Source organism: Chthoniobacterales bacterium (assembly GCA_039930045.1).
In the GTDB taxonomy this organism is placed as follows: Bacteria; Verrucomicrobiota; Verrucomicrobiia; order Chthoniobacterales; family DASVRZ01; genus DASVRZ01.
The window spans coordinates 174,470-196,342 of sequence record JBDSQB010000010.1; the positions used below are offsets into that span (position 1 = coordinate 174,470).

29 protein-coding genes are annotated in these 21,873 nt (G+C 59.0%); 5 read left to right on the plus strand and 24 right to left on the minus strand.

The genetic code is table 11. The features are described from left to right. Positions 1-72: 72 nt before the first annotated feature. From ABIT76_08625 to ABIT76_08730, 22 genes are all read right to left on the minus strand, one after another. On the minus strand, positions 73-2,766 hold the full coding sequence (locus ABIT76_08625; protein MEO7933206.1) for a hypothetical protein: 2,694 nt from the start codon (positions 2,764-2,766) through the stop codon (positions 73-75). Between the two features lie 11 nt (positions 2,767-2,777). Further along, positions 2,778-3,347 (minus strand): hypothetical protein, encoded by a 570-nt coding sequence (locus ABIT76_08630; GenBank protein ID MEO7933207.1) that lies wholly within the window; start codon positions 3,345-3,347, stop codon positions 2,778-2,780. A gap of 2 nt (positions 3,348-3,349) precedes the next feature. Beyond that, positions 3,350-3,934, minus strand: coding sequence for a hypothetical protein (locus ABIT76_08635; GenBank protein MEO7933208.1), 585 nt, complete (start codon positions 3,932-3,934; stop codon positions 3,350-3,352). Beyond that, on the minus strand, positions 3,931-4,803 hold the full coding sequence (locus tag ABIT76_08640) for a hypothetical protein (protein MEO7933209.1): 873 nt from the start codon (positions 4,801-4,803) through the stop codon (positions 3,931-3,933). Before ABIT76_08640 ends, ABIT76_08635 begins: the two co-directional genes overlap by 4 nt. Continuing rightward, positions 4,800-5,132 (minus strand): hypothetical protein, encoded by a 333-nt coding sequence (locus ABIT76_08645; GenBank protein ID MEO7933210.1) that lies wholly within the window; start codon positions 5,130-5,132, stop codon positions 4,800-4,802. The genes ABIT76_08640 and ABIT76_08645 overlap by 4 nt, the downstream gene beginning before the upstream one ends. Then, the gene (locus ABIT76_08650; GenBank protein ID MEO7933211.1) at positions 5,129-5,575 is read right to left on the minus strand and encodes a phage protein Gp36 family protein; all 447 of its coding nucleotides are present in this window, start codon (positions 5,573-5,575) and stop codon (positions 5,129-5,131) included. The genes ABIT76_08645 and ABIT76_08650 overlap by 4 nt, the downstream gene beginning before the upstream one ends. A 281-nt stretch (positions 5,576-5,856) precedes the next feature. Beyond that, entirely contained in the window at positions 5,857-6,885 is a 1,029-nt protein-coding gene (locus ABIT76_08655; GenBank protein MEO7933212.1) for a hypothetical protein, read from the minus strand. A 37-nt stretch (positions 6,886-6,922) separates the two neighbouring features. Beyond that, positions 6,923-7,468: a hypothetical protein gene (locus tag ABIT76_08660; protein MEO7933213.1), complete on the minus strand. Its 546-nt coding sequence runs from the start codon at positions 7,466-7,468 to the stop codon at positions 6,923-6,925. A gap of 35 nt (positions 7,469-7,503) precedes the next feature. Continuing rightward, positions 7,504-7,995, minus strand: a complete 492-nt coding sequence (locus ABIT76_08665) for a hypothetical protein (GenBank protein ID MEO7933214.1) — start codon at positions 7,993-7,995, stop codon at positions 7,504-7,506. Positions 7,996-8,044: 49 nt separating this feature from the next. Next, complete coding sequence (locus tag ABIT76_08670; GenBank protein ID MEO7933215.1) at positions 8,045-9,313, minus strand: phage protease; 1,269 nt, start codon at positions 9,311-9,313, stop codon at positions 8,045-8,047. A 5-nt stretch (positions 9,314-9,318) separates the two neighbouring features. Further along, the gene (locus ABIT76_08675) at positions 9,319-11,130 is read right to left on the minus strand and encodes a DUF935 family protein (GenBank protein MEO7933216.1); all 1,812 of its coding nucleotides are present in this window, start codon (positions 11,128-11,130) and stop codon (positions 9,319-9,321) included. Positions 11,131-11,245: 115 nt separating this feature from the next. Next, positions 11,246-12,898, minus strand: coding sequence for a hypothetical protein (locus ABIT76_08680; GenBank protein MEO7933217.1), 1,653 nt, complete (start codon positions 12,896-12,898; stop codon positions 11,246-11,248). After that, positions 12,895-13,554, minus strand: a complete 660-nt coding sequence (locus ABIT76_08685; GenBank protein MEO7933218.1) for a hypothetical protein — start codon at positions 13,552-13,554, stop codon at positions 12,895-12,897. Before ABIT76_08685 ends, ABIT76_08680 begins: the two co-directional genes overlap by 4 nt. Further along, complete coding sequence (locus ABIT76_08690; GenBank protein MEO7933219.1) at positions 13,555-13,815, minus strand: hypothetical protein; 261 nt, start codon at positions 13,813-13,815, stop codon at positions 13,555-13,557. Beyond that, positions 13,808-14,212: a hypothetical protein gene (locus ABIT76_08695; GenBank protein ID MEO7933220.1), complete on the minus strand. Its 405-nt coding sequence runs from the start codon at positions 14,210-14,212 to the stop codon at positions 13,808-13,810. Before ABIT76_08695 ends, ABIT76_08690 begins: the two co-directional genes overlap by 8 nt. 3 nt (positions 14,213-14,215) lie before the next feature. Then, positions 14,216-14,782: a hypothetical protein gene (locus ABIT76_08700; GenBank protein MEO7933221.1), complete on the minus strand. Its 567-nt coding sequence runs from the start codon at positions 14,780-14,782 to the stop codon at positions 14,216-14,218. Further along, complete coding sequence (locus tag ABIT76_08705) at positions 14,779-15,267, minus strand: hypothetical protein (protein ID MEO7933222.1); 489 nt, start codon at positions 15,265-15,267, stop codon at positions 14,779-14,781. The genes ABIT76_08700 and ABIT76_08705 overlap by 4 nt, the downstream gene beginning before the upstream one ends. Further along, entirely contained in the window at positions 15,260-15,526 is a 267-nt protein-coding gene (locus ABIT76_08710; protein MEO7933223.1) for a hypothetical protein, read from the minus strand. Before ABIT76_08710 ends, ABIT76_08705 begins: the two co-directional genes overlap by 8 nt. A gap of 17 nt (positions 15,527-15,543) precedes the next feature. Beyond that, positions 15,544-15,972: a hypothetical protein gene (locus ABIT76_08715; protein ID MEO7933224.1), complete on the minus strand. Its 429-nt coding sequence runs from the start codon at positions 15,970-15,972 to the stop codon at positions 15,544-15,546. A gap of 59 nt (positions 15,973-16,031) precedes the next feature. Next, positions 16,032-16,313 carry a hypothetical protein gene (locus tag ABIT76_08720; protein MEO7933225.1) on the minus strand — a complete coding sequence of 94 codons (282 nt, stop codon included), beginning with the start codon at positions 16,311-16,313 and terminating at the stop codon, positions 16,032-16,034. A gap of 1 nt (position 16,314) precedes the next feature. Next, complete coding sequence (locus tag ABIT76_08725) at positions 16,315-17,244, minus strand: hypothetical protein (protein ID MEO7933226.1); 930 nt, start codon at positions 17,242-17,244, stop codon at positions 16,315-16,317. A 31-nt stretch (positions 17,245-17,275) separates the two neighbouring features. Next, positions 17,276-17,614 (minus strand): helix-turn-helix transcriptional regulator, encoded by a 339-nt coding sequence (locus ABIT76_08730; protein MEO7933227.1) that lies wholly within the window; start codon positions 17,612-17,614, stop codon positions 17,276-17,278. 45 nt (positions 17,615-17,659) lie between these two features. Between ABIT76_08730 and ABIT76_08735 the strand changes: the two genes are divergently transcribed. After that, complete coding sequence (locus tag ABIT76_08735; protein MEO7933228.1) at positions 17,660-17,848, plus strand: hypothetical protein; 189 nt, start codon at positions 17,660-17,662, stop codon at positions 17,846-17,848. A gap of 387 nt (positions 17,849-18,235) precedes the next feature. Here the strand turns inward: ABIT76_08735 and ABIT76_08740 are convergent, their stop codons facing one another. Then, on the minus strand, positions 18,236-18,616 hold the full coding sequence (locus tag ABIT76_08740) for a hypothetical protein (protein MEO7933229.1): 381 nt from the start codon (positions 18,614-18,616) through the stop codon (positions 18,236-18,238). Between the two features lie 68 nt (positions 18,617-18,684). On the opposite strand from ABIT76_08740, the gene ABIT76_08745 reads away from it, so the two are divergent. The 4 genes from ABIT76_08745 to ABIT76_08760 are packed head-to-tail and all read left to right on the plus strand — an operon-like array spanning position 18,685 to position 20,433. After that, complete coding sequence (locus ABIT76_08745; protein MEO7933230.1) at positions 18,685-18,987, plus strand: hypothetical protein; 303 nt, start codon at positions 18,685-18,687, stop codon at positions 18,985-18,987. Between the two features lie 11 nt (positions 18,988-18,998). Further along, positions 18,999-19,352 carry a hypothetical protein gene (locus tag ABIT76_08750; protein ID MEO7933231.1) on the plus strand — a complete coding sequence of 118 codons (354 nt, stop codon included), beginning with the start codon at positions 18,999-19,001 and terminating at the stop codon, positions 19,350-19,352. Positions 19,353-19,358: 6 nt separating this feature from the next. Further along, positions 19,359-19,538, plus strand: coding sequence for a hypothetical protein (locus ABIT76_08755; protein MEO7933232.1), 180 nt, complete (start codon positions 19,359-19,361; stop codon positions 19,536-19,538). 1 nt (position 19,539) lies between these two features. After that, positions 19,540-20,433: a hypothetical protein gene (locus ABIT76_08760; protein ID MEO7933233.1), complete on the plus strand. Its 894-nt coding sequence runs from the start codon at positions 19,540-19,542 to the stop codon at positions 20,431-20,433. Here the strand turns inward: ABIT76_08760 and ABIT76_08765 are convergent. Continuing rightward, entirely contained in the window at positions 20,418-21,779 is a 1,362-nt protein-coding gene (locus ABIT76_08765; protein ID MEO7933234.1) for a hypothetical protein, read from the minus strand. The genes ABIT76_08760 and ABIT76_08765 overlap by 16 nt on opposite strands. Positions 21,780-21,873 lie beyond the last annotated feature (94 nt).

Consider the following 21,873-nt stretch of genomic DNA (forward strand, 5'->3'; position numbering starts at 1 on the left):
TTCCACCAGCATCCAGACCGAGAGGCTGACGATGGACGCTAGAAGCAGCGTGGCGGTGATTTTGCGCATGCTTTATTCGATATTGGCCACGAAACGGACCAGGCAAAAGTTGCCGCTGTAAACGCGCACGAATTCGTAGTAATCGGTCGCATTGTTGGCGGTCGATTGTGTGATGCTAAAGCCGGTCGTTTTGTAGCCGTTACCGCTCGGGAAGCTGATCGTTGCCGCCGCCCCGCTCGCGGGTTGTTTAACGAAAAACTTGATCGTATAGCCTTCCCCGCCAAATCCGGCGTGTGGTGCGGCCATTGTTCTGGCAGACCCGGCAGCCAGTTGGACTTTCATCACGTTCGAGTTGGAATCCGGCTGGGTGATGGTGGCGGCATCGGTGAGTGCGGTGACGGCGGCTGGCTGGCCGATGAAGTAAAGGCCAGAAGTGGCAACGCCTTGGGCGGCGGTGAGATTTTGCGGCCCCCACGTCATGTTCACCCCGTTCCAAGTCAGCGCCATCACCGGGCTGGAGGCGGAGTAACCACCGGGCTGGGTGAAGTTAATGAAGCGATAGCTAAAAGCGTTGGCGTCGGTGAGTTGGTTCACGGCCAATCCGCCGTCGCCAACCGCTTGGAGCGCCAGCGTTTTGAGGTTGGTGCCGCCGTCGCTTTTCTTGATGCGCAGACCCTTGGACGGCGTGCCACCGCCGTCGTTGTAAATCGTCTGCGAGGTGCCATCGTCAAATGTATTGGAGACGTTGGTTTTCGCGGTGAAGGCCTGCCCCGCCTTGTTGGCCAGCTCCTCCGAGGTGGCGAGATTCAGGAGTTGCAGACCGAAAAAGGTCGGCGAATAGCCTTGGAGACTGACGGCATCCAGCAGGCCAGTCACAGCGTTGGAGTTGGCGGTCTTAATCAGGTCTGCCGAGTTGGCCGGTGTGGTGTCGGATGCAACCCAAGTGCTGTAAATCCTGACTTTTTCGGTGGCGGGAAGGACGTTGGCATACACCTCGCAAGTGGTGATCTTCATCGTTCCTGCGGCGAATAAGTCCGGGATGCCCCAGCGTTGATAAATCGAGTGGGTGCCGGTGCCAGAGGTTGTGATGTCAATGGCCGAGCCGCCGCTCGTGGCGGAAACTTTTAATGCAGTGGAGGTGAGGCCGCTGGCGATGACAAAATAATCCGTGCCTGCGACCAGCGGCGACGGCAGGGTGCCGGTCGTGGTGAAGCGGACCATTTGCCCGGCACTCAGTCCGTGCGTGGTGCTCACGGTCGCCAGATCGGTGCCTGTGTTAACCGTCACGGTGCCCTTTAGGTTGCTGTCCGTGGCCGATAAAGAGGTGAGCGTGGTGCCGGGCGCGCCCGCACGAATGGTGATGGTGTCGTTCGCGACAACCGTCTGGCTCATCTCCACTTCAAAAACCCAGTGCGTGCCGTCGGTGGGCACCGTGATCGCCTGAGACGCGAGAGTCTGTAATTGCGCCGGTCCGCCGCCGACGGTGGTAATTTCAATCTTCATGGCCGTGCTTGCCAGGGAGCAGTGGACGAGGTTGGCCAACGACGTGGAGGGTTGTAGAATGAGCGTGTTCGACCCGCCAACGACACCGGTGGACTTCAAAAAGGCGACTTCATTTCCCCAGCGCTTGGGCACGACGCTGTGAGTCTGGTTCAGATACAAGGCGCAGGCGCTGGCCACGGTGGAGTTCCAGAGAGAGTCCGTGAAACTCACATAACCGCCGAGATTGGGCGCGGTTTCTCCATTGCCACCGGTGCCGTAAGTGACGTTCCAAGTCGGCCCGAGATTCGGCGTGGTGCCGTGGACGGTGGAAGCAACGGCGTGCGAGGCAAAAAGGTCGGAGGCGATGACGTTGGCATTGGTGACGCCACGTTTCACAGTCACGGTGCCATCCGCTAACACGCCGCCCGTTCCGAGGACGGGAATCGTGCCGCTGGTAGTGCCGGTGTTTACTCCAGCAGCGGTGCCCCGGTCGGAGATGGTGTTGAGAAGCTGAGTGCCGGTGTGATTGGCGCGGTTGAGGAGAGTGGCATCGCTGCTGTTAGCAGTGGCTCCGGTGGCGATGCCCGTGAGTTTCGTCCGTTCGGTAGCGAGAAAGGCTTTGTTCGTGGTGCCGTCCGTGAGGGTGTCCGCCGACTGGGTTCCGGTGTGGTTGGAGCGGTTGAGCAGAGTGGCATCGCTGCTGTTGGCGGTTGCACCCGTGGCGATGCCCGCGAGTTTCGTCCGTTCGGTAGCGAGGAACGCCTTGTTTGTGGTGCCGTCTGTCAAAGTGTCGGCAGACTGTGTTCCGGTGTGGTTGGAACGCTGCACGGCGGCGGCTTGGGCGGCGTTGGCCTTGGTGGTGGCGTCGGTCGCTGCGGCGGTGGCGACGGCGCTGTTAGCCGTCGCCTGTGCTGTGGAGACTGGCTTATTGGCATCGCTGGTGTTATCGACGTTGCCCAGCCCGACAGTCGATTTGGTGAGCCCTAGGGTGAAGCCCGAGAGATCGAGCGTGCCGGTGCCACCGGTTAAGAAGTTGCGAATCGCGGTAGCCGGGCTGGCGGCGATGGTGTCCAGATCGGCGTCCCATGCCTGGATGTTGCTGCCAATGGCCAGCCCCAGCGCGCTGCGGACGGTGGATTTATTGGTTACACCCGAGAGATCGAGGGTGAGGTTGAAACTGGTCGCGCCATTGAAGACGTTGGCCTCGGGATGTGTGACGGTGACGGCACTCTGGCCGGTGTGAAGCGATAGCGCGAAGAGGGCGAGGATGAGGAGTTTTTTCATGTGGTTAAAGGTTAGGAAGCGACGTAGCTCGGGCCGTCCTGCCACGTGGTGCCATCGTCGGAGACTTGGAATTTGAAGCCATTGGCAATGGCGACGAGGCGGGCTTTCGGGCCGATTAAGAGAGTGGTCGTGGAGCCGTCGAACCGCGCATAGCGCGCATCGGATTCGGCTTCTGTTAGATAGAGAGGGCCGCCCTCGCTGCTTTCCGGTCCATTAACGATCCTCTGCTGGCAGGTGATCTGCGTGTTAGGAGAAACAAACCGCGTTCCTTCCAGGGTGTAGGCGAGTTCGAGATCCAGGGCGACATTCGTCTTGGAGGCGATGAACTCCATCAATCGTGTATCGTTGGTGTCCCAAACAGCGAAAAACACGGTCTCGCTCTCTTCGTCCAAGGCTCCCGCGTAATAGCAGAGAGTCGATGGAGGCGTGGTTTGTCCGCTGATGGCCAGCTCGAACACCGGCGGTGCGCTGGGTGCGCGGTTGAGGGCGATTCGCACCAGGACAGGTGCACCGGCTTTGAAGACAGCGCCGGAGGCCGCGCGAGCCACTTGGGTATCGAGATTGAGAGAAAGATCAAACATAGTTAGGAGAGGGCTTCGCGAACATATTTCTTTGCGCCCTGCACGGCGGCGGCGCTCCATTGCTCTTGCGACGGCAACAGCGAGCGGTCCTGCTTTTGGGTGACGCTGCGGAGCAGGAGATAAAGGAGCTTGAGTTTTCCATCCTCCTGCAGCGCGAGGAAGGCGTTGCCGGTCTTGCCCTTGTAAAGGAAGAGGCCCGCGAACTCCCCTGCGCGACGGCCATAAGCCACGGCCGCGATGGGAATCGTGAGAGCCTTGGACTTCGTGGGTGTGATGGTGACATCGCGAAATGCGCGAGAAAGCCCTGGATGATTGAAGACTAAGGCAGCTTCGTTTTCGTCCGCCGTGATGGCCGCGCCTGCGACCTTCTCGGCTGCCTGAGCCAGGTGGCCAGTGGGCGATGCGCCAAGGCGCTGAGCGGTCGCGTGCCGGGTGCTGGCGATGTCTCGTAAATGAATGCGGGTCACTTCCTGCACTTCAGTGATCGCCGCAGTGAGCAGATCCCGGCGACCCGCGCCGTGTAAGCGCGAGATCACCGTCTTCAGGCCACGACCAGAGGTTTGGAAATCAAGGACCGTGGTGCTCATTCTGCGAGCTCTCTTTCCAATGCGGCCGCGAGATCCGGAGATAAACCGGCTATGACGCGGCGGACCTCTTCCTGGCCTGGCGAAAGTGTGGCGCGGGTTTCCTCGACCTCCTGTTTCGCCCGATTGATTAGCCGCAAGCTAAGAGCTTCAGACCACGGCACCGCACGCCAGCCCATGCCGGAATGAAAAGCGAATGGCGGATACGGATTGCGCAGCGTGTCGGTGTAATCGCCGCCAGCGCCCATGCCGAGAGCCAGCCAGATCGGCGAGTCCTTCAATGCCACCATGCGGATCTGCGAAGCGCCTTTCCACTCGACGTAACTGCCCGCTTCCTCCCACCGTTCCCGCCAACCCGCCGCGTGGCTTTCTTCCGTGCCCCGTTCGATGTGCCGATCATACAGCCGAATCAGCTCCCAGGCGGGATAAGCCTGGCGGGCGTAGGGCGTGTTGCCCGCAATCATCAGGCCATAATTCGCGGCCATCCGCATGTTAGTTTCGAGAACCAGATTCAGCCGTTTATAGCTGGAAAGGTCGCGCAAGCTAGCGATCTTCGCGGGCGGGATTTCCCCCATGTCGCCTGGGAAGCCGGTAGTCGGATCGTAGCCGAGTTGCTTGAGCTTTTTCATCAGCTCCCACCGGCCCGTGGCCATGTCGATCTTCCCGGAAAGCATATCGTCCACGACGCGGGAAACTTCCTCCAGGTATTCGACAGATGATGTCGCCGCCGACACCACTGAGCGTCGCATGACTTCCGTGGAAAGATTCCGCAATTCGGCGCTGCCCATGCTCGTTGGCAACGTCTCGCGAGAGCGCCACTGCTTCAGCGCGTCGGTGACGGTCGAACCTTCAGAATCGTAGAGCGCGATCATGGCTGCTCCCTCAATCCCTGGACAACGGCAGTTCCTAACAAGAAGGCGAAATGATCTGCGAGAGCGCCATTGGCATTCACTTTCACGAGCAACTCCGGCAGCATCGCTCGGAGGCCGCGAAGGGCTTCCAGGTCATCGCTCTGCAGCGCCTCTACAATCGCGTCGCGAACTGGCTGCAGGTCGCTTTCAAAGGCTTTTTGGGCGGCTTCCCGTTCCGCCGGGCTTGCGTTTTCGGTGCGCTCCAGCGCGAGAATCTGCTTCTCGATTTCAGCGCGATCTTCTGGCGACACATGCTTTAGAGCGGCGCGAGCGATTTCGAGAGTGGTCATAATCCGCTGGTCCTTTCCCGACCGGTCTGGCGGCGTGGCACGTTGACGGCCACCACGGTATTGCCCTGCTGGATCTCGCCGGAGCCTGCCGAGGAGTCTGGAGTTTCGACCCGGATCATCTTGTCGGTGAGGCGCAGTAGATCGCTGTAATCATTTTTGCGCGTTTCCCGCTGATCGTCTTTCAGCGAGAATCCCAGGCGATCCATCAAGGTAAAAACGGCCAGGCGCACGGTCATCCCCTTCAAGCTGTTGGGAACTTTGGTTTGATCGATGTCGAGGGAATTGGCGGACGCCACGGCACGGCGAACTCGCGCCACCGCGTCGGCAATCGCCTCGGCTACGGGATCGAGCGTGCCAGTGGCCATCGTGGCGGCGCGATCAATCACGTTGGCGTGGGCAGCCGCCTTTAGGTGATCGGGTGTGATTTGTGTCCAGTTGCTCATTTGCTCTAGAAAGCGGCCCCTCTTTTGCGGAGGAGCCGCTTGGTTAGAACCAAGGAATGCGGCTTATTCTTCCGTCTTGGTTTCGGTTGTCTCCGTGGTGGTGACTTCCTTGGCCGGGACGTTTTCTTTGGTCTCGGTCGTTTCGGTGTGGGTGGTTTCGTTGCCTTCGCTCATATGTTTTTTGGGTTGTGTTTTCTAAGTCAGGTAATACCTGGCACTGCCTCAAGCCCGAGGCCGCTTTCGCGGGCACTCAGGCTGAGGTTTTCCTATGGAATGCCGGGTTAGCTGATGGTCAGCGTGCGGCAGCCCAGGGTGGTGGCGCAGAACTCGGTCTCGTAGCACTCGACCACGATTTCCCAGAACTTGACGCTTAACTGGCGCACATAGACTGCGTAGCGGCCGCCCTGCTGAGTGACGCCGCGTGCCGTTTTGAAGTTGCTCGAATCTTCGCCGCTCTGGCCGTAGGCCGAGAACAGGAGGATCTTCGCACCGGCGATGGCGGTCTTCGTTGCGCCAGTCTGGTAGCGGGATTCGCTAACGCGGGCGTCGAGGCCGATCTTCGAGCAGGCTTCTTCCGGACTCAGGCTGCGGCCAGCCATCGCTTTCGCGGTGTTGCTGCCACCATAGGCGGAGAAGCGGGCGAGTTTGGCCGCAAGACCCCAGAGCGCACGGTTTGGCGCAATACCGCTGCTGTCACCACAGAGCTTCGCCTGGTTGGCGAGATCGTAGTCTGGATCGGAGCTGCTATCCCAGGTCAGGGCAGCGGCGGCTCCGGCTGCGACTCCCAACGCGTATTTGCGGCGGAAGGCGTTGCGCTGCAGACGCTGCATGATGCGGGCGGTGTAGAGCTGTTGCCAATTCGGCGTGTTCTTCACCCGTTCGTAGTCGACCACGATGCGGAGACCGCGATTCGGGATCGAGCGGCGTTGCTTCGATTCGGTGATTTCAATGGTCTTGAAATCAGAATCGATCGGACGCAGATCGTCATCGGCCTCATCACTGAGGAACGATTCCGCGTTCGGGTAGAGCGTGTGCTCGTAGAGTTCGCCGCTGGGCAGAAGCGACGGAGCGAGGAACTCGCAGATCGCGTCGAGGTTGTCCGCATCGGTCCAGCCGGTGGCGTATTGCGTCATCGGTTCGGAATAATGCGCCTGCTCGAACATGCTGGCGTTGGCGGTAACATCCGGAGCTGCGGTGATGAGACCGTGGCTCAGAGGCGTGCCCGCATAGGCGGGAACGTGAGTGGCGGCGAGGATCGCGGCCACGACTGCAGCGTTGGCTGTGCGGCCAATGTAGTTAGGATTTTTCATTTGAGTTGGATTGAACTGCTAGTGTTTTGGTTGCGGGTTAGAGGAACTTCACCAGTGTTGGAGAAGCCAGGGCGGCAGCGATGTTGCCAACCGTGGAAGGCGTGGCGGCGACGACCAATTTGATCGGCGCTTGTGGCGCGAACTCGATCACGTAGCCGCCGTCGCTGTTTTGAACTGCAGCGGAAACGGAACGTCCGATCTTGAAGAAGCTGCCTGCCGTTCCGGGCTCCGCCTGGGCAAAGCCGCTGGCGGCGGTGTAAAGATCGATGTCGGCTCCCAGAGCTGAAGCGACGCGCACTTTGCGAGTGCTGGTCGATAGCTGCAGTGGGGTGACGTTGATCAGATCCTCAGCAGCCGAAGGCATGTCGGTCGTGAGTCCGACAGGGTAGTTGGCAGCGCCGCAAACTGCGACGTGGCCAGCATCGCTTCCGCCCGTGACGAGCAAGTGCGTGTAGCTGTGCGCCGCGTCGGCGCGGCGGCTGAGAATAGTGCGAGTGCCACCCGCGCCCTCGGCATTCGCCGTGCGGAAGGGTTGCATGAAGGCGGCGAGAAACGCCGCTGCTAACAATTTGAGTGTTTTCATAGTGATGATGATGAAGCGGATGGTTTAGATCCTGGTTATTTGCCTTTTTTGGCTACGGCGGCTTTGTCGGCTTCCAGCTTTTCAGCCAGGGCGACTTCGACGGCTTGCGCGGGATCAAGTCCGGCGCGGATGCGCCAGTTGACGTCCTCGGCTTTAACGCCAGCGCCTTTGATCATGAGGGCGATGGCCGAGGTTTCTTCGATCTCAGGTTTTGGAGCGGCTTTTTCCGCCCGAAGGCTGGCGATGAGCGCCGCTTGTTCATCCAGTTGCTCCTGGATTTTAGGATCGACGGCGGTCGCCTTTCGAAGCGCCTCGATTTCTTTTGCCTGCTTATCTAAAAGCGTCTGCACCTCAGGAGTTACCTTTGGAGCTTTTCGAAGCGCCTCTAGCTCTTTGGCCTGGGCGTCGATTTGTTTCTGGAGAGCGGCGGGATCTGGTTCCGTCGCGGCGTTGGCGGTGCAGTGACTGGCCGGCCGTCCGAAGACGAGCGAAGCCAGGCTCAGCAGGGCGAGTGATGGAATTTTCATTGGAGTTAGGTTTGTATGGGTTGCTGTGTTTTGGTTTTGCTCGGCTGGATTAGGCTTTCGACGTTGCCGACATCGCGTCGAAGAGAGGTTTATTGTTCGGGTCTGCCTGGACGGCTGCGTAGGCTTTGTCGCGGTCGCAGTTGTGGTCCTTCATGTAGGCGGCGACGAGTCCCTCAAGCGCGGTGGCGCGGGCATTCGCCGTGGAGAGGTCAACGCGATTTCCGTTGAGCTTCACTTCCGTGGTGTTCAGTGCTGGAGCCTTCTCGGTGAGTTCCTTGATCGCGGCTGCCGAGGTGTTGGCCGTGGTCAGGCGATCTTTATAATCCCCACGCTGGGCTGCCGTGATGACGCCGCGTTTTTCTGCCAAATCGAGCAAGCCTTCGACGTAGGCGGCGTTGGCTGTGTTAAGGCTGGTGACTTTCTTTTTTTCCTCGTCCAGAGTCGTGTTGGCAGTGGTGAGATCGTTACGAACTTGATCGGCCGTGTTGGCCGTTGTCCGGTTGAGTTTGAGTGCGGATTCAATCTGCTCGTCAGTCGCGTCAGCGGCTAATCCGAGGAGTTGAATAAGTTTGTTCTTGTCCATGATGTTTTCGTTTTTTTGGGTTTCTGTGTTTTCTGCTGCCTCGGATGAGGCGAGATCGGTATTGGCGGTCCAGGCGGGAACGCCGGAAATGTTAGGAGCGGGCACGAGGCCAACGCTTTCGAGCAACTCGGGAAAGACTTGCGGAGGCGTGCCGGAAGCCGGCCAGTGCCACCAGAGCGAGCTGGGGAAGAGCGGACCTCTAGTGCGGGCGGTATCGCCTTTTGCATTCCAGGTGAGCTTGCCTTCGAGGCCGATTTCACCAGCGCGAAGATCAGAAATCTCCGCGAGGAGTTTTTCCTTGGGCCAACGCTTTTTGTCCGTTTCCGGATGGCCGTCCCAGACCGGTGCGGTGCTCTTAATTCCGAGACCGTGTGCGATATTTTTGAAGGTGCGCACCGCAATACCCGCAATCGAGTTCCAGGTCTTCACCACTTTGTCGGCTTGTTCGCGAGAGAAGACTTGAGTGTAACTCCCGTCTGGCGAGGGATGGTCGCCGTAGGGCGAGATCAACGCCCAATCGCCGCTGGCCACCGGCGTAAGGTCTGCAGCGTTCGGTGTGATCGCAGCGGAAAGCTGCATGCGCTCTGGGGCCGGATAGAGGTCGGCGGTGTTTGCGGTGCGGACTTGACTCAGGCCTGTTAGTGCCAGAAAGTTTCCTTGGGCAACCGCTCCCACCAAACGCTGAAAACGTATAGGCGTCTGGTGCGCAGGAATCGTGTGAATCGTAAACTTCATGGGTTTCATCGGTTGCTCTCTTTTTTTTCGTAGCCGGTCACGAGCCAGCGATTCGTGGGTTTGCCGTGGTAATCCTTGGCGAGGACTGCCTTGTGATCGCCGTATTCCAAAAAGACCCGGTTCTTGCCTTCCTGAATGGTTCCGTGGGCGATGACGGCAGGGATTTTCATGGCCACCGCTTCTCCATGTTTGGCCACGATGGGAGCGACGCCAGAACCGCCTTGGAAATCTTTCTCCGCGTCGCCCGCGTCTCCATGCCGGAAATCGATTGCGCCGAGAGTTGGATGATCCATCGCATTCAGCACGTCGGTTTTTTCTGAAATGGAAGCCCGCATCGCTCGTTCGCCTCGCGCTTGCTCGGTATATTGATTCCCGTGGAAGGGGTGACCTTCCGCCTCTCCGTTCGCCGTTCTTGCCCTTTGCAAAGCCGCCTGCACGGTTTCTAACAAACGGGCATTCGCAGTGGCTTTGGCGGCAGTCTCTGGAATTTCTGGTTGCGCTATAGAAGCACCGCCGAGCACGTCATCGCTGTCCTGGACTTCCTCCAGTTCCACGCCTAGGCGGTCGGCCACGCTGCTCGCCTTCACCTTTACGCCGCGATCTGCGAGGAACCCGGCGCTTTCGCGCAAATCCTGCGTGTTCTCCAGGTCCATGTCGGGCAATCCGAAATAGGCGAGCGGCTCCACGCCTTTCCCGAAACAGATCTCGATGACTTTGCGAGTGAGATATTCGTCGGCAGCTCCGGCGATGCGGCGGCAGCATCCGGCCTCCATTGTATCGGTCTCCCCGCCCTGGAGCGAGGCGCCGCGAGCTTCTCCGCCTTTGTCCGCACCGCGAGACTGCATCGTCATGTCGCCGCCGCGATACATCATCATCAGCTTGCGATCCTGCCGGTCGAGGAAGCGCTCGAAGATGTCCACGCTGGCGGTGCCGGTGGGACCGAGGACGGAGATCGGTGGCTTGTCGCTGATCTGCGCGTCGTAGATCACGATCCCCTGGTCGCCGTTAAAGTCCTCAATGAGTTGCCGCATTGCCTGACCTTGAGGCGTATCCTTGCCAGCCGTGGTCTGGCCGATGGGTTTGCCCTGGGCAAAGCGCTCGTTAAAGATCGTCCAGTCCTGGAAAGTGAGGCGCTTGAAAATCAGGCAGCCCGCTCCGGCAAACATCAGGCCGCGTCCCACCGTTACCATCCATTCGCCGTCCCAATTCATGTCCTGCCCGGTGATGCCTGAAGCGTTGCCCATTGGGAGAAAGCGCAGGGTGCCGGTGGTGTTTTCAAAATACCAAAGTGGCACGTATTCGAGCGTGGCCGTGATCACCGGAACCGGCGTCGAGCCTTCCACGTCGATCATTTTTCCAGGCTCTGGGTTCCAGATGATGTGCTGGACGGCGTAGTAGTAGCTGTCGGCCCGCATCATGTGCTTGAGCACCAGCTCCTTTCCGCCGCGTTCGTTTTTGTCGAAGGCGTCGGTGGCTTTGATGTGGTCCCAGAAATACTGCAGGCAGGCGGCGTGGCGGGCGGCTTCCTTTTCATCCGCGCCCTTCTTTTTGAAAACACCCCAATCTTTCGACGCGACGGATTCTTCGAGCTGCGGCTTGACCGTGACGAGAGTGTCATCTCGACGGCACATCGCGTCCCAGCAGACGGCGGCTGGCCCTAGAATGCCGACATCGAATTGATCGTGCCAGCGAGCCAGGTTCTCTGGATCGGCCAGACGCAGCGGGTTGAAGCGCATCCGACGCTGAGTCGCGATGGCTTCAGCGGTGAACAATGGCCCTTGGTTCGCCGAAGGAGCGGCGGAGGCGGTTTCGCTCATTGCGCCTCCTTATTGTTGCCTTTGCAAACCGCCGCAAACGCCTTGCAAAAGCCCTGGAGCCCCTCCGAACGGGGGTCGAACGCTGAAAAGCCGTTGGCGGGGCGATTTGGGCGATTCACAACATCCCTCCCAGATTCCTTGAAGTGCGGCTGCCGTGACCGCCCGCGATCCCCCGTTTATTTGGATTGACACTCACGCCGCCCGCCATTGCCGCTCCTGCGGCGGAAAGCGCATATTCTGCAGCGGCTCCACTGGAAAAGGTGTCTCCGTGTTTGCCGTCTGAGTCGGGCACGCATTCATAGCGACCAGCGTTCTTAGTGGTCATGCGCTGATCGTCTTTGAAGTAATCGCCGCCAGGCAGATCATAACGATTGTCGTTCACTGCTCCGCTGTAGATGTCTCCCAGGTAGGTCTTGAAGTTGACGGACTTATCGTAACCTTTCGGTTGGAGGGCTACGCTCTCCACAACCAGCTCAGTGGGAACGATGGAGCGCAGGATCTGCGATACACGTTCGGCGAAGTAGCGTTCATTTGTCGCCAGGACAACGAACCGACGGGCTGGACCGCCCATTGGCCGGGAGGCGATGGTGGCAAAAATCCCCTTGAGCCTTTCCTCGACAATAGCGGGGTTGCGCTCTTTCCAGAGAACGACCAGGCGCTGCTTGCGGTGCAAACCATTCGTCTCAGTAACGGTGACGCTGGAAGGGTTGCTCGTGGCGGCGGTCGTGGTCGCAGGATCGTAACCCACTCCGACATTTCCCTCGCCGAGCAGCGTGCGTAGCAGGGTCATCGCTTGTGAAAATTCCGCTTCGTTTTCGATGTAAACGAAGGCGCAACTGCGAGCGCCGCGCTCCTGGGCCGTCAACAAGGCAAAGAGGTCGATGGCAGCAGCCCCGCCTGCTTTGTGATTGAGGGCGTAGCTTTGATCCCAACCCGCGCGGATCTGTGGATGTTTGCGACATTCATCCAACGTCATGGGTTCGCCGGAATCGTCATAAAGACGGTGGCCGGTCGCGTAGGCATCCTGCAGCGCCACGCGATGGATGAGAATTCCATGCTGGCCGATGTAGAAATGCCCGCGTGGATTCGGAGGGAATTGCAAATCCTCGCTTTCCTCCGTCAGTTCGCGAGGCAGTGTGGTGGTGAACCAGGGATGCTTGTCGTTTGCGCCCAGGTTGGAGGCATAGACAATCTTCAGATCGGGCGTGTCGCGAACGATGGCATCGGTGGCGATGCGCATGGCCTCCTCAAAGCCCGGCTCGGTGAAGCCGCACTCGTCGCGCACTACCAAGGCTCTCCAGCCGCGAGCCGTCGCGGGATTTGGAGCGATGATCTGTAGGCGGGAATACGAGGTGTTATCGAAATACAACCGCAGTTCCATGTTGCTGCTCTTGTAAAGATCAGCAAAATCATCCGGACTGAGGCCGCTGCAGATTTTGTTAGTCGCGCTATTGGCTACCTGGAGATCCAGTCCGCGCTCTTCGGCGCTCGCACCGAAAACGTCTCGCACGGCAGCGGATTCGTTGAGAACTAACATCGCCTGCTCGACGCTGTTTAACGTAACGGAGACGAGTTCCTTTCCGATCAGCAATGAGGCGGATGCAGCGATGCACATCCGACCCGGTTCGCGGGACATTTCATCGAAACAGATACTGCCAAGGGTCGTGGATTTGCGACCGCGCCGCGTCCAGTAGAGCCCGATCTGGCGACGTTCGCGCACGGCGACCAGCGCGGCCTGCTCGTAAGGTCTGCGAGAGAAGCGTTTCATTTCGGCAGTTCGATCTCCCCGCTCGCCTGGAGTGCGTCGATGTCCGCAAAATATTCCTGTCGTAGTTGTGCGATCTTCTCCGCCTTCGGCACGTTCGACTCGGCGATGGACCTCACTTTCGCATCGTTCACCGCCGCGAGGATCTTCTCGCAGGCTTCGATCTCGAACTTCTCCCTGGCTAACGCTGCTGTGCCTTGCATCCGAGCTTCGGCCATTTTCCGCAACTCCAGTTTCGCCGACTCTAGCTCGGCTTTCATCGCCGCCGATTCCTTGGCGATTTTGAGATACTGCATCTCCCGCCATTCCTCGCCATTGCCCGCGTTCGCGGCCTTCATGGTGAAGACCAGGTCTCCCGCCTTTTCGATCTTCTCCAGGGGAACGTCCGGCAACTCGCGTGTCAGCATTTCCTGCACGTCCTGGGTGAAGTTGTTGATCGCCTGAAAATCCCGACGCATGCCCCACCAGCCAAAGAATTCCGAGACAACTCCAATGGAGACTTTGATGCCATCCGAGACGAGCTGCTCGCGAGCATGCTGATAGCCGCCCGAGCAATCCTCCGTTTTCGGTTCCAGGCACCAGGCGAAGACCATTTCGCCGAATTCCTCCGACTGCTCGGCGCGGGATTTCAGAATGGAGTTGGAGCGCGATTTCGCCATTCACAAGCCCTCCTTGGTGCGACCCCGCTCGGTTAGGAACCACTCGTCGCGCTCTTCGTCGTGATTGCGCGTGTATTCGATCCAGCCCTTGCTGTGGTTGAATTCGATGGCGATTCGCAGCTCGTCCGTGCGCAAGTCGTTGATCTCCGAAAAACGAGATTCGAGCACACGAGTGAGTGCCCCTTCGTCCAGACGGCGGTTGTGCGGCAGAGCCGACAGCACGGTCCTGATGAGCTTCCGAAGCGCTACAGGATCATTCATCGGTGTCCTCCGCCTCGTCGCTGCTAAGGATGTCTTGCATCCGTTTCCCGTCTCTTTCGCCTTTATCGCTCAGTCGGCTGGCCAGCACATGCAGGGCAATATCGTGCTTGTTCAGTTTCCGGTGGATCGGCTTCCGCGCCAAAGCCTGCCCCGTGTTGATTCCGCGAACCTCTTTTGTTAGGTCCGAAATGGACTGCTCCAACTTGTCGAACGATTTCTGGGTGGCGTAGGTTTGCGCGATGGGTGGCGATTCCCTCAGTCCGTCCAGGAAAGCTTTGCCTTGGTTCAGGATCACCATCACCGCCGCGCCCGCCACGATCCACTTGCCAAGGTCGGAGTTGCTGACCGTTTCCGTCTGCGCGAGAAACGCAGCCACTATCAAGTTATTGAGAAACATGGCTTAGATATTCCCTCCGGCTTTGGTGCCCTTGGGTGGGTTGATGCGAATCCAGCGGCGCACGTCTTGGAAGCGGCGCACTTTTTCGCAGACTTCCCAGCCTTCGCGGCTGCCCGCCGAATCCGTGTTGCCCTCGACGGCGTAGAAGGCGCGGGCTCCGGGATGAATCAGCGAAACGATGCCGCAGTGGCTGAAATTATAGACGACGATGTCGCCGACTTGCGGCCAGAGTTTGTCGGGGTCGAAGTTCGGATTTGCGGTCGAGAAAACCAGTGTGCCGGGAGCATTGGCGCGGCCCCATTCGATCAAGCCAAAGGCGGCGGCGGTGCGGGGCAGCTCGGCGTCCATGTCGCCCCCGCGCTCGATCCAGGTCTTGACGACGAAATCTACGAAGGCGGCGCACCAGGGATAGCTCTCATCCCGATTGCCGGGCGTGTAGTTGTCCGCCGCAAAAATTTCCTTGAGGAGCGGGCCGCGATTCGTGCCGCGTGGCTCTTCGTGACGGAACGTCTGCTCGCGGGCAATGTCGGCCAGCGCGGAGGCAGGCAGCGGAGGCTTAAGGTGGCTCATGCGGCCTCCTTATATTTGCGACCGGGGCCGCGACGCCGGGGGCCGGTCGGGGCGGTTGGAAGAAAAATAACGATGTTAGGAGTCCTCGCCTGCCGATGTTCCGGCACGTAGTTGGCCATATCCACGAGCCGGTAACGAAACGAGATCCCGCGCCGGGTGATCGGACAGACACCGCGATGAATCCGCAGGCCGCTGGGGAGCGCACGCGACTCGCGTGCTGCCTCGGGCGACTCGCCCGAGGTCACCGAAGGCGGGAGCCCCCCGGAACCCGCCTCCGGCTTATCCCGCAGGTCGGAAAGTTTTTCCAACACCACGGGAACGCCAGTTCCGCCGTCGCGGCTTCTTGGCTGGCGTTCCCCTTCTTGTGGCGGTCGCGATCCGCCCATCATTTCGTTCAGTGGTGTAGTAGGTAATGCGCCGGAGTGAGTGTCCGATTTGAAGCTGAGTTTGGCGCGAGACGCCGGGAGTTTGATCGACTTAGACATCGTAGTTGCTCTCGCCCTCCGGCTCGCCCCTGCGGGCAGTCTGCGACTGGCTGTCTCGCTCCGCTCGGCTCTCCCCGACGTCTTCGCTGCATTCATCACAGACCCACGAGCCATCCTCGGCCACGCAGGTAGCGATGTTTTCCCCGCAGCTCTCGCAAGGCGCGTTTTCCGCATTCGGCACGGTGCCCGCGTGTGGCCAGAAGCAGATCGCGATAATAATCACCACGACCACGACTAGAAATATCCAGGGAAACAGCATGACTTTGGGTCGTTTAGTTATTTCCCAAAACGCGAAGGCAGATGCACCAGCGTGGTCACCGTCTTGCCGTCGTAGCCTGCCGAGTAATCGACGCCGCGATAAGTGCCGCTCACGCCGCCGACAAAGCGCGGGCTGTTAGAAGCGCAGCCGGTGAACGAGGTTAGAACCAGCGCGAGGACAATCAACGGCGCGATCTGGCTGGCGGCCTTGGCGGCATCGATCTTGGCAAACTTCTTTTCCAGCCAGCTCCAAAGCAGAATGGCGAGCGTGAGGGCGATGCCGGAAAAAAGGTCGGCAAATTCATCGGCCTTGCTCGCCGCCAGCCAGCCGTGCGCGATCAAGGAACCGGCTACCAAAGTAAAGGCATGGCGCAAAAACGAAGTGGCAAATTGCCAGGCCAGAGAAGCGTTCGGGGCTTGTGCGGTTTGGGCGGCAGGTGTATCCATGCCGAAGACCTTTTCACAGTCAGTCTCGGAAACCTAACCACTCACGGCACTGGCGGTTTTCACGGGAGGCAAATTACATTGCCGACCGCGCTTCTAGCTATTCCCAGCGGTCTTTGGCCTTCGCCTCGGCCACGGTTTGCCACTGCATATTCCACCACGCGTCGAGTCCGCCGCTTCAGCGCCGTTACGTGGTCGATGATGTAGCCGGGCCGTCCGTGCGGGTAGCCGGTGAGTCGCATGAAGGTCCGCCGCTCTTTGGCGCTGCGCTTGTAGCGGCCCGATCTGGCCTCCAGCGGCGACGCTGCCAACAAGAGAACTGCCAGCCAGGTTAGTAAGCGCATGTTAGGAAAGGCTTTTGATCCTCCGCTTGATTGGCAACTTAGGATCGAGTCGAAGGGCTTCTCGGAGACACTCCAATTCATCATTTTGTCTCATGAGTTTTTTCTGCATGTTAGCCGCAAGCAGCCATGCTCTAGCTTTCCATTTTGGATAGCTATCGAAATGAGGAGTTGCCACCAGTTCATTGACCGCAGCAGCCAAGATTTCCCATCTCTCATCGCCGGGAACAATTATCGTGTATCCGTCTTGATATTCTGAAGTTTCTAGAAGCCGGAACACACGGTTTTTATCCACGGTCTCGGCTTGGACACGCTCACGGTCTTCTCTCGCTTTCTCGACTCTCTGCCTTTCTTTTTTTTTGAAAAAGGCCAGCCATTCTTCGCGTGGTGCATCCTTCGCGGGCTCGCCGGGAATTGGTGTGTTTAACCATTCTTGCAGATCGACCCACTTCTCATTTTGTTCACGCCGCAGCTTTTCAGCCCACTTGCGTATTTCATCACCACTCCTTGTAAATTGCTCAAAATCCGAAGCCAGTCTGCTTTGCTCCTTGATTTCCTCCCAAGACGCCACGCCGAGAGCCCATGTTTCACGATCTCCGACTGGCTTCAAATATACATAGCTCGTAAGCGAATACTGAGGATACGGATTGCCAAGTCCATCGGGGAAAGTTCCGCTTAGTTTTCCCCAAACTGGAGCTGACTTCATGGCGATCATTCGCCCGTCGTAAAAAACGCCGCCGCAGTTTTCCCAGCGGCGTGGCCACTCGTTTTCCCACAACGGCTCCAATTCCCAAGCTGGCCATTGTGAAAGGCCGTAATAATCGAAGCCAGCCCCATAAATGCCACGCCAGCGCTCGGTGCTTTCAGCAACGCGAATGGCATTTTGTTCTTCACCATAGTGTGAAATCCATGCCTTAGGATCGGTAAGGACCATAAACAAGGAATGTTGCCCGCAACAAATCTGGCTAAATTTTTTTAAGGAGACGGGCAAACGCCTCCTCCACCAAAGCCTGAATATCCTGCTTGGCTTTAAGCACTTCAGCCCGTGTTAGAGAGGGAGCTTCTTCTCGGAGAACAGAAAACGATTGGCTCTGGGATTGGCTTTGTCCCGTGAGCAGCGATTCCATCGGGACACCCAGAGTGCGTGCGACTTTCAGGAGAACATCACCTCTAGGAATGCTGTCTTTTGTCCAAGCGTGAACTGAGGCCTGGTTAACACCAGCAGCTTCCGCGAGCTGCTGCTGCGTCATTCCTTTGCTCTCCATGAGAGACCGCAGACTCTCAGAAAAAATGTGTTTTCCCATAATTTGTCGCTTGCAGGTTATTGGATTTCCTATATTGGTTATCCAATGATGCCCGCCACTAAGCAACCATACAACTGCAAAAACCCCCGTTTCCCAGGAATTTTGCGCGCTGCCCGTGAACTCGACGTGGACCGCACCCATCTCTACCGCGTGCTGCTCGGCCAACGTGTGAGCCACAGCCTCACCGCCCGTTATCACGCCTTTGTGAAAAGCCAGAAGGGAGCAGCCAAGTGAGAGAAGCTGAACTCGATCCTAAAGAAATCGCTAAACGATCCTTCGCAACAGTCGACTTTCGCGAGGCAAATCCGCTACTGACCCGTGCTCTTAAAGGCGGGCATAACGTCACCGTCTCGGGAATTTATATGTCCAAGAAAGAGGCGAGTTTTTGGCTGTGGTTTGCCTCACAACATAAAGCGAACATCACTATCTGTCCTACTCCGTTGACGGTGGAGGAATTCCTCGACTGCTGTGAGGCAAACGGGTGCAGGGGAACCATTAGTTTATGAAGAGCCTCGCGGAACTCATCGTTCTGGCTCACGCGGCCAGCCCCCGGAATGCCTACGTGCGCAACGTCCGCGTCTTCATCGCCGCGCTCGTGGCGGAGGTCGCTCGATGAGTGGTTTAAATATCAATCTCCTCGTCGCCAAGGTCTCGGGCAGGGGTCGAATTCTCTGGCTGGCGCTTCGTTACCCCGCCGAAGGCCTTTCCCTTTTGAGCGCGTGGCTTTCTCTTTGGGTTTACCGTTTTCGCAGACCGTTTGAGCGTCTGGCTTTCCGCTGCTTCCTTCTCCGCGTTCAGCTCGTTGGCGCGTATCAGGATTTTGTAATGCGTCGTTCGCTCCGCAAGTTGGTGGCGAAGGGATTCATTATCACTCCGGACATCAGCAATCTCCTTGGCCAGCTTTTCCACGAGGATCTGGATCTTCAGGATCAGGAGGCTCAGCGAGGGCGGAGAAACGCAGCGTTCCTTCGCTATATCGAGGAGCTTAAAAAGTTCGGCCACAGTCTGGGACATGGGCCGGAGTTTGCCGCACGGCTGGATGCGCTGGCAAGCCGGAAGGAGGCCGCTCGATGATCGCTCCCCTCATGGAAATGTTCCCCGTGACCTGCGCCCGATTGGGCGTGGTTTACCAGGGTGAATTTTACGGGGCGCTGCAATTCACCGACCGCGTGCCATTTAGTGCGGCTTACGGAGCCACCTTCTACGTGGCGAGCCCCTGCACCCCGGCCAGCATCGAGGCCGCGCTCATTGCCAAGCGCCTCGAATTTGCTGCCGCCACTCAGCTTTCAGGTTTCAGCTCTCAGGTTTCTCCCCGCTCCTGGGGCGATCCCCAGGGCGGCGACAGCGGCCACGACTACCAATCTTTTCGCTAAGGCCACTAACCATGCCCAAACCCGACAACACGGCTCAAATGGACTTCGACTGGCTGGTGCCTTACGGCAAGCTGCTCCTGCGTCCAGACGAAGTCCAGAAGTGTCTCGGGCGGGAACGGCAGCACATCTACGACCTCATCGGCGAAGGCAAACTGGAGGCCCACGGCGTCACAGATCGCGACAAGCAGCGCTACACCATCACTCGCCGCTCGGTCGTCCTGCGCCTGGCCGAGACCGCCCTCTACGACCCGAGCGTTTACATGACCCGCGTGGAAGCGCTGGTCGATGACCTCGACGCCGCGCAACTCCTGCGCCTCATCCAACGCGCCACCGAAGCCCGCAGCCGCAAAGCCCTCAAATCCTAACCAATTATGAAAAACACCCGCCTCCTAACCATCGGCCAAAACTATCTTGCCACCCGCGAACTCTGCCGCCGCATCGCCGATACCCGTCAGCGTGATGGCGTCGCCTCCCGGCTCGGCTTCCCTCGTGAACATAAGGTCACCATCGGTCGGGAAGTCATCTACTCCAACCTCGCCACCCGCCGCTAACATGGCCAAATCCGAAAAACTCCTCACCTGCCCCGATTGCGGGCAACCTAACTTTCTCGCTCGTGGCCTCAAAGCCCATCGCGGCACTAAGACGTGTCTGAAAAACGCGGAGGCTGGTTGGCAGGAAACAGATGCCGCTTTGGAAACCACTCCCGCCGTGGTTGCTGTTCGCGAAGTCACGCTCGCGGTGCTCGACAGCCTGCCTCCGATGCGCCGGGTCAAGCGGGGCGAGCCGGTCTCCATCGAGACGTTGGAGCAACAGATTAGCGACCTGCTTTCCGCCGACTTTGCCCGCGAACTCGCCTGGCGCAATGAGTCGATCTACGACCGCGTCGCCATCGGCCTCTGCCTGCTCAAAGGACGCGAGCTGCATCTCGATATTTCGGGGCGACCAAAAAAGTCCGGAAACGTTTCCGCACTTTCCAAGGCTGATAAAAAGAAGCAGGAGAAAGCTGAATTAGGCTTCTACAACTGGCTGGAAGAACGCTTCCCAAACTTCAACCGGCGCACGGCCACCAACTACATGAACGCCGCCCGGAACTGCGGCCTCACCAGCGACCACAGCCTGGAAGATGTCGATGCGCTGAAGACCGCGCAGGCGCTGCACGACAAAACCTCCAAAGACCTTTACCGCCTCGTCGACACGCTCAAGACGACGACGCCCGAAGATAACACGCCGCCGCCGGATCTGATTGCCGACTGGCAGCTCTCTTTTTTCGACGTGCTCGATACCACGCTGACGGTGCGTGACGACCTCACCCCAGAGCAATACGAGGCCACCCATACCCGGCTCCATGCCACCTTGGAAAAACTCACCGGCATGCGCTGGGTGATGACCAGCGACCCGGTCGAGGAAGAGGGCGAGCACGGCAGCATGTCTCAAGCCCCACAATGAGCGAACGCCTGACATCCGTGGCCTCCTGGAACCGCGCTCGTGCCCTCAAGCTGCACGAGCATTTCAAGGCGGCTGCATTGGCCGTGAAATCGGGCGGCAAAATCGGGCGTGAACTCAAGCGGATGCATAAGCTGGTCAATGGCCTGATGCTCTCCGATGGCCTGGGCGGGCAATGGCTTCTCACGATTGGCGAGTCGTCCCTTCGCCGGGAATGGGATTATTGGCACGCCGGAGGCCGCGAGGATCACGCATCGCCCGACCACGTCTGCAAACCCGAGGCGTTGCTCTGCAACTACAAGGCCGGCTGCAATGGAAACGACAAGTTGCCGCGCAAGCTGATTCAGGAATTTCACCGGCGCATGACGCTGGTGACCGGCGGCCGCGACAAGCATAAGAAATCGCCGATCAGCGCAGTTTTCCAATCGATCCAGAAAGATTACGAGGCCCGCCGCCCATTGCCTGGAGTGGACTACGATCAAGTGGCCATCGGCGCAGAACTTCCCTGGTGCTACCGCACATTTTGCAATCACAAACCCTCCCGTGCGGTTCGCGCCCTCGGCAACAACGGCGGCAGCGCCGGAAAAGGCGTCGGGGCTTATGTGAACATGAACTACTCGAGGCTCCGCAAATGCGAGTTGTTTACCCTGGACGACGTCCGGCTCGACATCGTCTGCATCGACGAGGCCACCGGCCAGGCTATCGAAGTGGTTCTCTACATCTTCATGGAAGTCGGCAGCCGGATGATTGTCGGCTACGTGCTCAAGCCCGCCGCCGCGATCAAGCAGGAGGATGTGGATGAGCTGGTGGCGCACATGCTCCAGGTGCCCGGCTTCGGCCTGGGAGTCGGCTATACGACTCATATTCTTTTCGAGCGCGGAGCCACGGCGTGCAGCGAGGCCGCGCAGTCGCTGTTGGAGGGGCTCACCAATGGCAACCTGAAGGTGCATCGCACCGGCATGGTCGGTGGCATCAAGTGGGTCGGGGGTCCTCGCGACAAAGCGCGTGGCAATGCCTGCGGCAAGGCAGTCATCGAGAGCTTCAACCGCTGGCTGCACTACGCGTTGCTGCATCTGCCCGGTCAGCGCGGCAACAAGTTTGAAAACCAGCCCCAGAGCCTGGGCGACATGGGCAAGGGCAATTTCTTCGAGAGGCCGAAGGCAGGCAAGGGGCGCGAATACAACGGCACGCTTATCGACCAGGCCGAGCAGCTCGCCCAATTCGAGATCGCGTCCGGTCGCCGCTGTAAATTGAAGCTCCCGATGTTGCGCTTGTTCGAGTTGAACGAGCAGGTGCGCGAAGCCATTAAGCGCCACAACACCGAGGCGGGCCACGAGTATCGTGGCCACGGAAAATTCTTCCAGGAAGAGACCGCTCCGGGCGTTTGGACAGATACGGACATCGCCGCACCTGCTGCCAGATCGGCAACGGCTCACACGATAG